The organism is Chitinophaga sp. S165 (assembly GCF_003182155.1).
Lineage (GTDB): Bacteria > Bacteroidota > Bacteroidia > Chitinophagales > Chitinophagaceae > Chitinophaga.
In genome coordinates, this window is record NZ_QGTG01000001.1 from 1,032,748 (window position 1) to 1,049,456 (window position 16,709).

Below are 16,709 nucleotides of genomic sequence, written 5' to 3' on the forward strand. Positions count from 1 at the left end.
CAACTTAAATAATATGTTTACTCATCTGTCATATCACTCATTACTTAGTGAAGCAATGACAAACGATATATACCATTTTCTTTAGAATACTTAAGACCGTTTGCCTGTGCATAACGCTCAATGAAAACCTCAACAGGCTGATCACGATCTATTACAGCGGCAGTCCGTCTTCCCTGGATCGCATCATCAAATTCAACTTTCTCACCGTAATACCTTGCCACTGCCTTTTCGATATCTTCTACTCCTGCATCGGGTAAATCGATCATACGGCGTTTCCATTCCATGATAGCAGTAGTATCGGATAGCTGCGCCCGCAACTGATCATTTATATATACAGCCTCCTGGCCGGGTTTAAGATGTACGCTTTGTTGCCGTCCGTTCACATTGATACTGCCAGTTATTAATGAGATCTGCAGCGGCTTTTCATTATAATATGCCCTGACATTAAAACTGGTGCCTAACACCTCTACGGTTTCATTGCGTAAATGAATAATGAATGGCTGACTGGCATTTTCCTTTACCTCAAAGAATGCTTCTCCACTAAGTGAAACCTCCCGTTTTCCGTTTCCAAAACCCGGATGCCAGCTAAGCACTGAACCTGAGTTCATATGTACAAGTGTACCATCACTCAGTCTTATTTTATATTCTCTGTCCCAGGGCACGATAAGCTTAACCGCCTCAGTTTTACCTACAGCCCCGGCAATTGAAATTGTTTTATCCCCGTTATATGTAAATAGTTCGTCTGTATTTATTTCACCATGCTGCCCACTCAGCGCTATCACTTTCTCGTCAAGATCTAACCATACATTCTGTCCTTTCCCGAATAAGGCTTCCGTTCCGTTATCCCGTCCGGAAAAGTAGAACACGGCAAAGAAAGCGCCCACCATACATGCTGCAGCTACTGATACTGCTATGGTAAACATCCGGCGTACGCGTCCCCGTGTATGCAAGCGGGCATTTCCCAATTCAATGATCTTTTCTGCAGAAGTGTTCCTGACTTCACTGATCTCTTTCATTTTAGGCTCCAGGACCTTATGCATATTTTCGGACAGTACTCTTACATCCGAAGAACTTTTCATCAACTCCTCTAGCTCCGCACGTTCTTCGTCCGTAATAGACCCGGTTATTTCGGCAATTATGAGGGCTTCTGTTTTCAAGTTCCTGTTTTTCATGGTTATACTTTTATAGACAAGACTGCAAGAAGAAATAGATGAAAAGAAATAAACTTTTTTTTGAAGGACCTTTCCCCTTCTTTCCCGCAAGTTTTGGCCTGATGGATTTCAGGACATTCTGTACCTGCGTTTTTAAGGTTGTTTCCGACACTCCGGCCTGGGCAGCAGCTTCTTTATAGCTCATCTGCCGGAAAAAGATCATTTCAAACGCTTTCCTGCTCTTTGGAGGAACTTTCTTCAACAGTTGTTTAATTTCCAGTGTAAGTTCACTGTCTTTATCGGCAGACGGCTGCAGCGTCAATTCCGGTTCGGCATCTTCTGCATACTTCTGCTTCCTTAAAGCATAACGCTGATTTTTCTTAAGCTTGTTGGTGCAAAGATTATGGGTAGCGGAGATAAGATAGGTACCCAGATCGCCGTGGATATTCAGGGAAGCTCTTTTGGTCCATAACCTGATAAACAATTCCTGCATTACGTCTTCGGCATCGTCCATATTTTCCAGACGGTAATAAGCATATGCCTTGACATTTGTCCTAAATAGCTCAAAAATGCGGGCAAACTCTGTCTCATCTATCTTATCAAACCTTATATTCAGTCTAGCATTCTCAGTTTGTCGCATACTAGTGGGATTCTTTCATCGTTACAAAATGTTGACAGCGCCAATTGCGTACAGCCTACCCGTGAATCTAATTGTCTTGGGATTATCATAAGATTCCGGAAGAAGGATTTAGTCAAGGGAAAGTGTACTAAATTACTTATTATCGTTATGATAATAAAATTATAGCAACTCCAATGACCGGTTTACATGTTATGAAAGGATTTACCACAACGGATTTCAGTTAATTCATATTTTTTTTCGACATAAGTAGCGCCCAAAAAAACACAACTTTGATTCATCTGCTTGGTTAATTAATATTGTCTACCCGCGGGAAGCAATACCAACGTATTAAAAAACAACTTACACTAGCTATTATGCAACTTTTTAAGAGGCATGCCAGCATATTATTCCTCATGCTATTATTTCAGTTGTTATTATATTTTCCCACTGCAGTTATTGCGCAGCAACCATCATCCCAATCCATTGTACTGGTTACTTTATCTTTAGATAATACCCCATTACACATCATATTTGACCGCATTAAACAACAAACAGGACTCTATCTCTTTTACTCCAAAAACGATCTTGCTGATGACGAGCTATATGATGTACACGCGCTGAATGAGCCGGTAGAAACGCTCATTGACCGCCTTGTAAGTAAGAAAGGCTTTTCCTGCAGGCGGGAAGGCAATACAATCCTTATCAACAGGGACCCGCGACTGCCGGTTACCGGTCCCGCTACAACGGAACCTTCCACCGACGCTACAAATAAAAGAATTTACCGCCTCCAGGGACAGGTGAAGGATAGTTTGGGGACACCCTTACCGGGAGCTACTATCTGGATAAAAGGAACTGATAAAAGGTATAGCTCTAAGGAAGACGGAGCGTTCTTCATTTCATCCACCGTTCCCCATCCCGTATTACAGATAAGTTACACCGGCTATGCTACACAGGAATACAACGTTCCGGACCCGGATGCGGCCATCAGTGTTACCCTCAATAAGTCACTCAGCCACCTGGACGAAACGATCATTGTCGCTTATGGTACAACCTCAAAACGGTTGAACACGGGGAACGTTGCCAGTGTAACGGCTGTCGATATAGAAAAATATCCGGTAGCGAATCCTCTACTCGCGCTTCAGGGCAGAGTGCCGGGGTTAACGGTTTACCAGTCAAGTGGTGCGCCAGGTACGCCTCTGGATATCCGTCTTAGGGTACAGAACTCATTCTTGAGTAACAATGAGCCACTTATTGTAATTGACGGTATTCCAATACCTGCTGGGAATCAGCGTATCAATCTTCTTACTACCCAGCCCAATGGTAGTGTAGGATTGCTCTCCAGTCTTAATACAATGGACATTGCCAGTATCGAAATATTGAAGGACGCGGATGCTACCGCCATTTATGGTAGTCGCGGGGGAAATGGCGTTATCCAGATCACTACCAAAAAAGGAACGGCAGGTAAAATAAAGGTCACTGCAGATTATATGCAAGGCTTCACTCAGATCAGCAAAAAGCTTTCCCTGCTCGATACCAAACAATACCTGGAAGTCAGGCGTGAAGCTTTCCGGAATGACAACATCACGCCCAATAACGACCCTGGTACTCCAGGCTATGCCTTTGATATCTACTCCTGGGATACTACAAGGTACACTGACTGGCAGAAGTGGCTAGTTGGAGGGACTGCTCCTGTCAGGAGGGCCAACATCTTCATGTCGGGCGGGAATGCGACTACGCAATTAATGCTGGGTGCAGGCTATTACCGGGAAGGTACAGTATATCCGTCAGATATGTCCTTTCTCAGAGGCAACGCCAGTCTTTCCGTAAATCACAGGTCAGAAAACGGTAAACTCAGAATAGGGCTGTATTACAATTATGCTAAAGACAAGAATGAGATGTTTAATGCGCCTTTATTTGCCCTTTTACTTCCACCTAACGCACCACCTGTATATGATGCAAATCATCAACCTGTCTGGATTGAAGGAAATGAGCCATTCCAAAATCCTTTGGCAGAATTCTTCAAGCGTTATATACATAAAAAGGAAAACCAACTACTTAATCTGCACGCAGCATATTCTATCCTGGATAATCTTTGGGTTAAACTAAACCTCGGGTATAACAGCACAGACGCTGCTGAAACTCAGATCATTCCTAAAGCCTCACTGAATCCCTACCTCGTAGACGATATAACTGGCGCGGCTTCGTTCGGCAACAATACTTTCAAAAGTTATCTCGCAGAACCGCAGGCAGAATATCATCGGGGGCTCGGTGACGGTGAACTTACAATAATGGCAGGAGCATCCTATCAGTATACGACCAACAATACCTTTTTAATTAAGGGACAAGGTTATACTAATGACGCATTGCTTTATTCTATCGACGGAGCGGCTGTCATCTCTGGTAAACAAACAAACCGCATTGAATATAAATATGGCGCTGTCTTTGGCAGGGCCACGTATAAACTTAGAAACAAGTATATTATTAATCTATCCGGACGACGGGATGGAAGCAGTAAATTCAGCCCTGAAAACCGCTACAGTAATTTCGGAGCTATTGGCGCCGCCTGGATCTTTTCAGAGGAACCCCTTATAAAATCGTCATTGCCATTCCTGAGTTTCGGGAAACTGCGTACAAGTTTTGGTGTTACCGGTAACGACCAGATAGCCGACTATAAATATCTCGATACATGGTCAGCTACCCTTAACCCCTATCAGGGCATAACACCTATGTCTCCCGATGCGCTTTACAACCCTAATTATAACTGGGAAAGGACTAAAAAACTGGAAACTGCTCTGGAACTGGAATTTTTCAAAGACCGCCTGGTGACGTCCATCGCCTACTTCCGGAATAGAAGTGACAACCAGCTGCTAGATTATAAATTACCGTTTCAGACGGGCTTTGGAAGCATTTTAAGAAATTTTGACGCGTTGGTGCAAAGCAGCGGCTGGGAATTCGCTCTTAGCGGCGACATCGTAAAAACAAAGTCATTCACTTTAAATGCCGCAGTTAATCTCAGCATTCCCAGAAACAAACTGCTCCGTTTTGTCAACCTCGACAGCTCTTCGTATAACAGCAGATATGTTATAGGCCAATCGCTGAATGTACTTAACAAGTTTCAGTCCACGGGTGTTTCTCCCGACAACGGACTTTTCTCCCTGACGGACGAAGATGGCAATGGCCGCTATGATGCTGCAGACTATAAAGTGATAGGCAGTCTCGATCCGAAATACCATGGCGGCATTCAACTGAACATGCGATATAAACAACTCAGCCTTTCAGTGTTGGGAGATTTTAGAAAACAGCTGGTACCTAATTCTCTTTACAGTACATATCTCAACGGCTTATTCCCTGGATTACCAGGTAATCAGCTGGACCTCGTACTTGACCGTTGGCAACAAAAAGGAGATCAGACAAGGTACCCCAGATATTCAACAAGACCAACGGGAGACGTCTATACCACAAAAACCAATATTCTATTGTCTGATGAAGCTTATTCCGACGGCAGCTTTTTCAAGTGCAGGAACGTTAGTGTCACTTATACGATAAATTTTGACAAGAACAAGGAAAAGACCATTGCAAAAATTATTTTCTTCTGCAATGCACAAAATTTATTCACCCTTACCGGTTATAAAGAAGGCGATCCCGAAACGGCTGGCATATTCTCGTTACCAACACTCAGAACAATAACCGGAGGAATGCGAGTCTCAGTACGATAATTTAAATGATTAAACATGCGAAATACCTTTATTAAGCATAGCGCCAAACAGCTTTTACTAATAATAGTCATCTACTATTGTTCCTCCGGCTGCAATAAGATACTTGATGTGGATAATCCAACCGACAAGATTGTAGGCGACGACTTATTTAAAGATAAAGAATCGGCTGAATCAGCCATTCTGGGAATCTACTCTGCTATTTCTGATAATTCCAATATCTTCGCAGGAGCCATCACTTTCTATACCGCTATATATGGAGATGAGGCTGACTATACTGGGCAAGCCATTTCCAGTCTTGAATTTTACCAGGGCTCTGTTTCAACCACCAATTCATTTATTGAGACCAATTTCTGGGCCACTACTTATCGTCTCACTTACCAGATTAATGCGTCCCTTGAAATATTGGAAAGCAGTAAATCTTTGCCGCTCGCTACCAAAAATCAACTTAGAGGCGAGTGCAAATTTTTGCGGGCATTCATTTACTTCCAAATGATCCAGCTATTTGGAGAGGTACCACTTATCACTGGCACAGACTACAGGATGAATGAAAATATGGGGAGAACAAATATAAATTCCATTAAAGAGCAAATTCTATCAGATCTAACTAGTGCAAAAGAATTGCTTTCAGATGCTTATCCCGGAAATGAAAAGTCAAGGGCGAATAAGTGGACAGCCGCAACCCTTTTAGCTCGATATTACCTGTATCAACAATCATGGGCAAAAGCAGAGGAAGAAGCATCAGAAATCATCAATACAGGACATTACCGCCTTACAGAACCTGACAAAGTTTTTCTCGCTAACAGCTCCGAGGCGATATTTCAGATACAACCGGTACGACCAGGATATAACACCATGGAGGGAAACGCATTTATTCCTTCAGAATTAGCAAGACCCTCCTATACACTGACAATGTCGCTGATCAATGCTTTTGAACTGAATGACAAACGGTGGCCAGCATGGGTTAAAAGCAAAGAGGTAAACGGAACTACCTATTATTATCCCTTTAAGTATAAAAAAAAGGTTGACTTCTCTTCTAACTTCAGTCTGACAGAGTACAGTATGATATTCCGTCTTAGCGAAGTATTATTGATCCGTGCCGAAAGTCGTGTATTCATTGATCTCTTACCCGATGCTATTGCAGATCTGGACACCATCAGGCAACGCGCAGGATTACCGCTTATCAGCGTTACTTATCCGGGAATATCCGGCATTGAGCTAATTGAAAAAATACAACAAGAAAGAAGAATAGAATTTTTTACCGAATGCGGCCACCGTTGGTTTGATCTCAAAAGAACCGGTAAGGCATATACGACATTACTTACAATGAAACCTAGCTGGAAAGTAGAAAACGGCCTATGGCCAATACCGCAGGCACAAATATCCTTAAACCCAAATCTTGACCAGAACCCAGGATATTAATTAAGTTATAAACAAACAAAAATTACAACACCAGGTGTTTCGTCTCCTGGTGTTGTCCAATCTATTTCTCAAAAGCTTGGATACTCTCCTGTAGTATAAACATGGGTAGCCCCTTGCGCTCGGAGACAAACAGTGGGTTGCGAACCAGAACAAAGCGTTTGCGCCTGTGCCTGCGTCTGATTCACAAGGACAAGCTCATTATCCCAGTTGATCCAGTTGTAGGTAATATCAGCAGAAGAATACGTAGAAACACTAGATGCCACAGCGCCGCTAACTCCTGCTACAGCAGCGAGGATTGCAAAGAGAAGTTTGATTTTTTTCATACGATTGCTTATTTGTAATTGAGGATTGAAGAGTTATTTTGAAACTGAACGGCACTAAAGAACATAGCACCGCTTCATGATGTGCAATCATTTTCTCTCTCTACTGATTTAAAGGTATAGCTCCCCCATCATGCTAACTGAAGACCCAATTAGCTAGTCACATTTTAAAGCTCATGGTCAGGGGAAATTGCGCGCTGGATTTCATTTCCAGCGCAATGCAACCTTTACAATCAATGCAAATAAATTTGTTCCGAAAACTTAACTGTTACCTGTCAAAGTATAAATGTCAATTTTTATTGTCCCTATACGTAAGCGATTACTCTTTATTATATGTCATATCAACAAGCATTATTCTAATAATGTTTTGCGTTCTTAAAATTAAGCTGATTTTCTTCTGAACTGCTGTTCGAGGTATATAGCAGTAAAGCCTACTGCAAGAAAGAAGATATTGAAGATCAGATGTTGCCCCCACGTAAACTTTGAGATCACTCCCCCACAGGTACAGGGAATTTTACCGTAGTAGTTGAGTTTGATCAGGATGATATATCCCGTAAAACATATCATCATTGCCGTTGCAAAGAACATCCCGATCCTTCTGAAAGGAATAGTCATCATCAAAATAGCCGCAAATATTTCGGCTGACGGAATGCCCCATACCAGTAGAGGTGTAAACTTGTCAGGAAATGGCTGCTTATTCATCTGAAGAACAAAAATGTCGTAATTCATCAGTTTGGATACTGCTGCGTAAACGAACATGCCCGTGAATAAAAAGTAACAGATCAAAAGTACAGCATCCCTGGTTTTCATACTAACCATGTGTGTGAGCAGTTTAATTGAATGTCCCCTAAAAATTATAAGTCCCTCTAAAATGAATGGAAAAGCAAAGCAGAGCAACAAGGTAATTTTTTTTCATTACAACTTAGTTAATCCTATGTTAATGAAGAATATCTTTTACCTTGACCTGCTTTCTTTTACTGTCGGCTGTTGTAGCGGGAATTGCGGGGTGAGTGAGGAACTGTTCTGTTACCGGGGCTTTAATTACTATAAAGGGATTGTTATTAAAATTTGAAGATCAACCTCTTTGATAGATGACCCTGTTTTCGAATTCTCCGGTCACTACCCTGCCATAGACAGTCTTCGTCCAACCGTTCTCAAAACCATGATTGTTAGCGATCAGGAATCCTTTGTTAGCGTCTTTCTTCACAATCTTATGTGCGTCAATGTAACGGCCGCGTACCTTGCAGAATACGATATCTCCGATCGTGTATTCGTCCGCCTTTGAAAACGTAAGCAGGGTCCCGCTCTTTAAAATAGGCAACATGGAATTTCCAAATGCCTTCATCCTTCCCGTCCCGGCTGTCTGCAGCTCGCCTTTTAATCTTTCGTATTTATTCATCTTGTTAAAAATTATAATGCAAAATTATAATAAATATTATATTGCGCCTTCACTCTCTATCATTATTAATGATATTAAGTCCCGACTTCGCCTAAAGACTGATACAACCAGCTTTATACAAGGTTTATACAAGCTTTATCTTACGTTCATCCTACGTCTTTGAACGTAGGATGAACGTAAGATAAAGCTTGTATAAACCTTGTATGATCACGAAAATGTAGAAGCTTATACCAGGTTCAAATGGTTCAATAACAGCGAACATACCCAGGATACAGCCTTCATATGAACCTTATATGGAACTCATATCCCATTCCTCTTCCGCCTGAAAAGCGCCCTTCCTTCTCAATCCCCTGTACTGCTCCGGAGAAATATGCATGGTCTTTTTGAATAAACGGGAAAAATGATAGGGATCGTCATAACCGGTAGCTGCCGCCACATCTTTCACTTTCATGCCGGTAGTATATAACAACAGGCAGGCCTCCTGCAACTTAAGATGAATGAAATAATTCAGCGGCGACATCCCCGTCGCCTTCTTGAATAAATTTGAAAAATGCGATGGCGACAGATCACACTTCTGTGCAAGTTCATCTACCGTAAGCGTAGCAGACAAATGCTGTTGCATATACTTGATCGTACCCTCTATCCTGTTCTGTGCTTCTTTCTTTTCTACACATTCTTTTTCAGGAAAAAGGAACGAAGAGATGAAATGATACAAACATAGATGCGCCTTACTAAGATTGTCCTTTCCAAATCCCATCTTCAGACTTTGGTACATAATATCCCATAACTGGATACCGGCTTCATTTGATTGTATATGCCGCGGCCCGTCCAGCAATCCGATATTAAAGCCCTTATTAAAGCTCTCAATATCATTACTGCAGAAATGCACCCAGTAAATGGTCCAGGGATTTTTATCGTCTGATCCATAACACAAACGGGCTTTGGTAGCAGGCACGATCACAAATTCATTTAATCCCAATTCAAAACGCCTGTCATTCACTGAATACCAACCTTTTCCTTTCACACAGTATAACAGGATATTATCCGGACAGCCGTTCTTTCTCTCCCTGTAATGGAACGCTGCTTTGGGAAAATAACCTATATGCGTAATGTATAGCTGACCTAATACGGGATTTGTTTTAATGGCATTTTTCCAGACGGTGTCGGGGAGACTGATCATACGCTCTCCTTCAAAACCGTCTTTTCGTTTTACAGTTTTCATAACGCTACATGTATTATATTAACTTAGCACAATACTATCTTGACATAGGCAAAATCAGAGTATTCTACATTTCTCATAACCGGCGAATATTAAATTACCTTAGGCCAATACTATCTTCTCTTAGTCCGGATCTGGCGGTATAACTCCACTCATAACGTGTTAAATAGTAAATTACCATAGGCCAATACTATCTTGACAGGGCTTATTTTTGGTATCAAAGCAAGTTAACAATTTTGTGCAAAATCGTAGGATAATCCATCAAAATAAATGAATGTTCCATTTCCCTGACATCTCTCATAAGATAGTTTTGTTTGCAATTCCATGTATGATCTAGTTTTATTCACTCATTTTTCCTAAAGACTGGTTTATGCCAAAATCTCTGTCTGTGTCCCGGTCCCGGACATTTAAATCCGCGTGCCTGTTTTTTCTATTATCCACATTCCTTGCCTACAATGCTGTTGCACAACAAACACAAAAACTAACCGTTACCGGAACTATCACAGATACTTCCGGTGCAAAACTTGAAGGCGTAAGCATTGTCGCCGAAAACAAGAAGAATGTAGCCACCATGAGTAACTCAAACGGAAAGTTTGTACTCGATGTTGAACCAGGTACTATGCTCAGATTCTCATTCATAGGGTTTGAGCAACAATTCATTTCAATAACAGCTAACACAAAGGTGATCAACCTTGTACTGAAGCCTTCCACCTTCAGTGCCGAAGAAGTGGTAGTTGTAGCGTATGGAAGAAAACAAAGGAAAGAAGCTGTTGTAGGATCAGTTACAAGTATTGATCCCGCCGCACTGAAGATCCCCGCCAGTAATCTTACCAATGCGATGGCCGGACAAATTGCCGGTATGGTCGCATTCCAACGCGGCGGTCAGCCTGGTCTGGACAATTCAAATTTCTTCATCCGTGGGGTGACCACATTTGGTTACAGTGCCAGTCCGCTGATATTGGTAGACAACGTTGAATTGACTTCCAACGATCTCGCACGCCTGCAGGTAGACGACATCGCCAGTTTCTCTATCTTAAAAGATGCCAGCGCTGCTGCACTCTATGGCGCCAGAGGCGCAAATGGTGTTATCCTTGTTACCACCAAAGAAGGTAAGATCGGTAAAGCCCGCATGAACTTCCGTTACGAACGTTCTATCTCCAAACCTACACAAACGGTGAAACTGGCTGATCCTGTTACCTACATGAAGCTGTATAATGAGGCACTGACAACGCGTAATCCGCTTGCCAAGCCACAATACACGCCCAACGACATCATCAACACCCAGGCTACTATGGACGGCGCTGCCGGCAGCAATCCTTATGTAAACCCTGCTGTTGACTGGATGTCTACCTTGTTTAAAAATCAAACCACCACACAACGCGCAAACTTCAATGTGCAGGGAGGTACGGAAGCAGCCAGGTATTATATAGCCGGATCTTACGACAGGGACAATGGTATCTTACAGGTGAACCCCGTTAATAATTTCAACTCTTCCATGAAGTTTGAAAACTATCAATTACGTTCCAACGTCAACGTTAAGCTGACTAAAACAACGGAAGCAGTTGTTCGCTTATGGGGAAACTTCAATGATTATACAGGACCTATCACCGACGATCAGTCAGGTTTTGCCAGTGACATGTACGACAGGGCTTTGCATACCAGCCCGGTAGCTTTCCCGGCTTATTTTCCGGCAGATAGCTCTAATCTGCTCACCAAACACATTCTTTTCGGTAATTCCCTGACCACTTCAGGCGGCTTGCAAAACAATCCTTATGCAGCCCTTATGTATGGCTATAAAGCATTTTCAGAATCAAAGCTGTCCGCACAGTTTGAAGTGAACCAGAACTTCAACTTCATCACAGAAGGCCTGGCTTTTCATGGTTTATTCAGCACGAACAGGTATTCCTATTTCGATCTGAGAAGGGCCTATAAGCCATTTTTCTACGACGTAGACAACTACGATCAGACAGCGAATACATACACGCTTACCTGGCTTAATAATCAACCAGGACAAGCACAGGAATTCCTCAGTTACTATCCCGGTAGCAAGAATGTAAACACATTCCTTTATCTACAGGGTAGCCTCGACTATGCAAGAGCTTTCGGCAAGCACAATATCAGCGCTGCACTGATCGGTACGCGTCAGCAGAAGCTGAATGCCGATGCGAATGATCCTAACACAGGAAATCCATCCTTACAGTACTCACTGCCTTACCGCAACCTCGGACTGGCGGGTAGAGCTACTTATTCATTCGCCAGCAAATACTATCTGGAGTTCAACTTCGGTTACAACGGATCTGAACGTTTCTCCACCCAATATCGCTGGGGCTTCTTCCCTACTGTTGGTGCAGGCTGGGTAATATCTAACGAGAAGTTCTGGAAAGGAGGCATAGCAGACGTTGTTACGAGATTGAAACTGAGAGGTAGCTATGGTCTTGTAGGAAACGACAACATCGACAATACCCGTTTCTATTATCTGTCCAACGTTACACCCGATGATGTAAATGGTCCGTCTGCTGTTTTTGGTACCAACAATAATGTGAAGATGTACGGTACCACCATACAGAATTATCCTAATCCTGGTGTAACATGGGAAACTTCACGTAAGGCTAATCTCGCGGCAGAGATCACATTATTCGATCATCTGAACATCACAGCTGAGATCTATAATGAATACAGATATAACATCCTGCAACCACGCGGATATATCCCTGTTACCAACGGTCTTGAAGCACAGGTTAAATCCAACGTGGGTACCGCTTATGCAAAAGGACTTGATCTGAACATTAATTATAAACAGAACATTTCAAAAGATGTATGGGCTTCTGTAATGGGTAACCTCACAGTTACTTCCAATCGTTACGGCCGTTATGAAGAACCTCAGTACAAATATGACTATCGCTTCCAGACAGGCAGGCCGATCAATCAGCCTTTCGGCTATATCGCGGAAAGATTATTTGTAGATGATAAAGAAGCTGCTAATTCTCCTACCCAGTTATTCGGTAGCTCTCCGTTACCAATTGGAGGCGATATCAAATACAGGGACGTTAACAAAGACGGTATCATTAACCAGGACGATCAGGTGCCTATCGGATTGCCTACCACACCGCAGATCATCTACGGCTTCGGTTTTTCTATGGGTTACAAAAACTTTGACCTGAATGCATTCTTCCAGGGGCTTGCTAGAGAATCTTTCTTCATCAATGCTACATCAGAAGATGACAGGTATCGTGGCAAATATGGTACTGCTCCATTTGTGAACAATGCCCAGATCTTACAGGCTTATGCTGATGACCATTGGTCTGAAGAAAACCAACACCTCTATGCGTTATGGCCAAGATTAGCAACCAGCGATATCCTGAACAACCAGCAGCAAAGCACATGGTGGCTGAGAGATGGTAGTTTCATGCGCTTAAAGTCAATTGAAGTTGGTTACTCTATACCTAAGTCTCTGGCAAGACGTATGTACATCTCTAATTTGCGTCTATACTTCAGTGGTCTGAACCTGTTAACCTTCAGTCATTTCAAATTATGGGATCCGGAGCAAGCGGGCCAGGGCTTCAGCTATCCGATCCAGAAAGTGTTCAATTTCGGCGCTAATCTCAATTTTTAACGAACGTAACGTAAACGATTACAATGCAGACCATTATAAAATTTTTGCTTTGCGCAGTCCTTTGCCTTTCTGTAACTACACTTCCATCCTGTAGTAAATACCTGGATGTCGTACCCGATGATGTAGCTACACTGGAAAGCGCTTTTGCCAATGCGAATGAAACACAAGCTTATTTATTCGGATGTTATGCAACGCTACAGGCGCTCTCTGATGTACGCAGAAACCCCGGTTTTACAACATCAGGCGAGATCCTGTTCCCATATCCCCTACCCGACCTGACTACATTGGGCGGCAATGGCGGAGACGCCGGATTCGCCATTATGCGTGGTATTCAGAACAGCGCTAACCCACTACTGAACTATTGGGACGGCTATAACATGGGCCTGAATATGTGGCAGGCTATCAGGAAGTGTAACATCTTCCTGGAAAATGTGCACATTCCACTTGACCTGCCGGAATTCCAGCGGAAAAGATGGAGCGCGGAAGCTAAATTCCTGAAAGCATATTTCCATTACTGGCTGATCAGGATGTACGGACCTATTCCTATTGTAGATGCGAACCTGCCGGTAAATGCTTCTATAGACGAAGTAAGGATAAAACAACAACCGCTTGACTCCTGCTTCAATTATGTAGTGCGTTTGCTTGATGAAGCTATCGTTGATCTGCCGCCGGTTATACAGAACCTCGCTGCTGAACAGGGCCGTATCAGTGCTACTATCGCAAAGGCAGTAAAGGCTGAAGTATTGGTTACACAGGCCAGCCCGTTGTTCAATGGTAATCCTGACTATGCATCAATGAAAAGAGGCGATGGTACAAGATTGTTCCCTGCTGAATACGACAATAAAAAGTGGGAGAACGCCATGATCGCGTGTAAAGATGCTATTGATGCTGCTGTTACTGCCGGCGCAGACTTATACCAGTTGAGGATCACAGGAGGTGTAGTACATATGTCTGACGCTACACGCAGAATGCTTACCATCCAGGGAGCAATTGTAGACAGCTGGAATACAGAGCAGATATGGACACTCAATCCGCAATTCGGCTGGCAATATATGGCCTCTCCACGTGTGACCGCAGAAGCTGCGGCAAACGTGTTCGCCGTGTATTCCAACTTCTCCGTACCCATCGGACAATCAGAGATCTTCTATAGCAGCAATGGTGTACCGATCAATGAAGACAGGTTCTGGGACTATAAGAACAGGTATAAACTGCAGACAGGCGATGATGCGCATGCTTATTACATAAAGAAAGGTTACACCACTGTTAAAGGCAACTTTGCCAGGGAACCACGTTATTATGCAGACGTTGCTTTTGATGGCAGTGTATGGTTCGGATCTGGTAATCTGGACGATAACAATCCTAACTACGTAAACGCAGTGAATGGCTTTGCCGCTCCTCCTGATCAGCTGCGCTATAACGCTACCGGCTACTGGCCGAAAAAGCTGGTACCTTATCAAACCACCTTCGGACAAAACAGTGTGCAACAGAATTATTCATGGCCGTTTATTCGCCTAACCGGTTTATGGCTGTTGTATGCAGAGTGTCTGAACGAAGTGAGTGGTCCCGGTGAAGAGGCCTACAAATGGATAGATAAAGTGCGCGAGAGAGCCGGACTACAGGGTGTAGCAACCTCCTGGTCTCAGTATTCTAACAATCCTAATAAATACACTTCTAAAGACGGGTTAAGAGCCATCATTCACCAGGAAAGAAGAATTGAAACTGCTTTCGAAGGACAGGCCGGATGGGACCTCCGGAGATGGAAGGAACTGCAGGGCGTATTAAGTACTCCGCTGCTGGGCTGGAATGTGTTTAACAAAACAACTGAAGGATATTACCAGGTGAGAATTGCACAACAAACAGCATTCGGCGTCAGGAACTACCTCTACCCTATACAGGACTACGACCTGCTGACCAATCCTAACCTGGTGCAAACACTTTACTGGTAATACATCCAACTATCATTCAATTATCACGTATGAAATACAGAACACATTATATACATCAGCTGATATTACTGCTCATGGCAGTGGCAGTATTACCCGTGTCATGTAAGCGGCTGGATGGTTACAACGAGATCGTATCTACCGATATGACGAAGCCGGGGCCTGTCACAAATGTTAAAGTGGACAATTTTAATGGTGGAGCGTACATCACTTATACCCTTCCGAATTCGCCCAATATCCTGTATGTGCAGGCGGAATATAAGATCAATGGTGAAACCAGCAGGCAATCAAAGTCTTCCTATTACTCCGACAGTATCACAGTAAACGGCTTTGCGAAGAGCCAGGACTATGAGGTAATACTACGCACTGTAAGCCGTGCCCAGGTGTCTTCGGATCCGGTAACAGTGACCGTTCACCCCGACACGCCTGCTTACCTGCTGGCCCGTCCTACCGTGCAGATACAGCCAGACTTCGGCGGACTGAATATCACTGTATTTAATAAGACCAATGCCAATCTGGGCATCATCGTTGTTTCGCCTGACCAGACCGACAAGTACCAGATCATCGATCAGAATTATACCGACCAGGATAGCATTTCATATAGCCTGCGAGGTTATGATACCATTCCTAAAAAATTCGGGGTATATGTAACTGACCAGTGGGGCAATATTTCAGATACCCTGTTCTCTACTATCAAGCCTGTATTTGAAGCCCAGATGGACAAATCATTATTCCGTGGTTATACATTGGGAACAGATGCCAGAACCGGCTTCGGATGGGGCATAGAAAACCTGTGGAATGGAACGAACGGATCACCGGGATATCATACGGAACAGCCGATACAGCCGTTGGTGTGGCCGGCGGTGATCACCTTCGACATGGGCAAAGCCACCAGATTAAGCCGTTATACCATCTGGAACAGAAGTATAGACATCAGTGGTAACTGGTTATGGCAGGCAGGAGCACCGCAGAGATGGGTGTTATGGGGACGGGAAGACGATCCTGTAGACGAGACGATGCCGGACGAAAACCATCTGCCTCCTGTAGGTGGACGTACGCCAAACGGCTGGATTAACCTGGGTGTATATGATGCACCGCCCAAGCCGTCCAAATTGCCTAATCCACAGTACAATGCCGCCGACCTTGCTGCATGGAATGCAGGCTTCGGTTTCAATTTCTCCCTAGATCTTCCGAAGGTGAGGTATATGCGCTTCGAATGTATCTCAAATATGGCGGGGACAAATAACTTTTTCAACGTCACAGAACTGACCTTCTGGGGAGATCCGAGATAATTAACAACTTAAAACGGC

At 43.4% G+C, this 16,709-nt stretch carries 11 protein-coding genes; 5 read left to right on the forward strand and 6 right to left on the reverse strand.

Annotation, left to right across the window (positions count from 1 at the left end):
• Window positions 1–44: 44 nt before the first annotated feature.
• Window positions 45–1,172: a FecR family protein gene (locus tag C7475_RS03760; RefSeq protein ID WP_110051205.1), complete on the reverse strand. Its 1,128-nt coding sequence runs from the start codon at window positions 1,170–1,172 to the stop codon at window positions 45–47.
• Window positions 1,173–1,182: 10 nt separating this feature from the next.
• Window positions 1,183–1,791 carry an RNA polymerase sigma factor gene (locus tag C7475_RS03765; RefSeq protein WP_110051207.1) on the reverse strand — a complete coding sequence of 203 codons (609 nt, stop codon included), beginning with the start codon at window positions 1,789–1,791 and terminating at the stop codon, window positions 1,183–1,185.
• Window positions 1,792–2,144: 353 nt separating this feature from the next.
• Between C7475_RS03765 and C7475_RS03770 the strand changes: the two genes are divergently transcribed.
• On the forward strand, window positions 2,145–5,486 hold the full coding sequence (locus C7475_RS03770) for a SusC/RagA family TonB-linked outer membrane protein (RefSeq protein WP_110051209.1): 3,342 nt from the start codon (window positions 2,145–2,147) through the stop codon (window positions 5,484–5,486).
• 15 nt (window positions 5,487–5,501) lie between these two features.
• Window positions 5,502–6,905, forward strand: coding sequence for a RagB/SusD family nutrient uptake outer membrane protein (locus tag C7475_RS03775; RefSeq protein WP_110051211.1), 1,404 nt, complete (start codon window positions 5,502–5,504; stop codon window positions 6,903–6,905).
• 68 nt (window positions 6,906–6,973) lie between these two features.
• Here C7475_RS03775 and C7475_RS03780 read toward each other — a convergent pair whose 3' ends face one another.
• The 4 genes from C7475_RS03780 to C7475_RS03800 all read right to left on the reverse strand — a co-directional run bounded on the left by C7475_RS03780 (window position 6,974) and on the right by C7475_RS03800 (window position 9,846).
• Window positions 6,974–7,228 carry a hypothetical protein gene (locus tag C7475_RS03780; protein ID WP_110051213.1) on the reverse strand — a complete coding sequence of 85 codons (255 nt, stop codon included), beginning with the start codon at window positions 7,226–7,228 and terminating at the stop codon, window positions 6,974–6,976.
• A gap of 378 nt (window positions 7,229–7,606) precedes the next feature.
• Window positions 7,607–8,044: a MauE/DoxX family redox-associated membrane protein gene (locus C7475_RS03785; protein ID WP_110051215.1), complete on the reverse strand. Its 438-nt coding sequence runs from the start codon at window positions 8,042–8,044 to the stop codon at window positions 7,607–7,609.
• Window positions 8,045–8,300: 256 nt separating this feature from the next.
• A complete protein-coding gene (locus C7475_RS03795; RefSeq protein ID WP_110051220.1) occupies window positions 8,301–8,624 on the reverse strand; it encodes a S24 family peptidase in 324 nt (107 codons plus the stop codon).
• A gap of 289 nt (window positions 8,625–8,913) precedes the next feature.
• Complete coding sequence (locus tag C7475_RS03800) at window positions 8,914–9,846, reverse strand: AraC family transcriptional regulator (RefSeq protein WP_110051223.1); 933 nt, start codon at window positions 9,844–9,846, stop codon at window positions 8,914–8,916.
• A gap of 367 nt (window positions 9,847–10,213) precedes the next feature.
• On the opposite strand from C7475_RS03800, the gene C7475_RS03805 reads away from it, so the two are divergent.
• From C7475_RS03805 to C7475_RS03815, 3 genes are read left to right on the forward strand one after another with little or no spacing between them, the layout of a single operon-like run.
• Window positions 10,214–13,456 (forward strand): TonB-dependent receptor, encoded by a 3,243-nt coding sequence (locus C7475_RS03805; protein ID WP_110051225.1) that lies wholly within the window; start codon window positions 10,214–10,216, stop codon window positions 13,454–13,456.
• A 23-nt stretch (window positions 13,457–13,479) separates the two neighbouring features.
• Complete coding sequence (locus tag C7475_RS03810) at window positions 13,480–15,402, forward strand: RagB/SusD family nutrient uptake outer membrane protein (protein WP_110051227.1); 1,923 nt, start codon at window positions 13,480–13,482, stop codon at window positions 15,400–15,402.
• 29 nt (window positions 15,403–15,431) lie between these two features.
• A complete protein-coding gene (locus tag C7475_RS03815; RefSeq protein WP_110051230.1) occupies window positions 15,432–16,691 on the forward strand; it encodes a DUF4959 domain-containing protein in 1,260 nt (419 codons plus the stop codon).
• The last annotated feature ends 18 nt before the right edge of the window (window positions 16,692–16,709 follow it).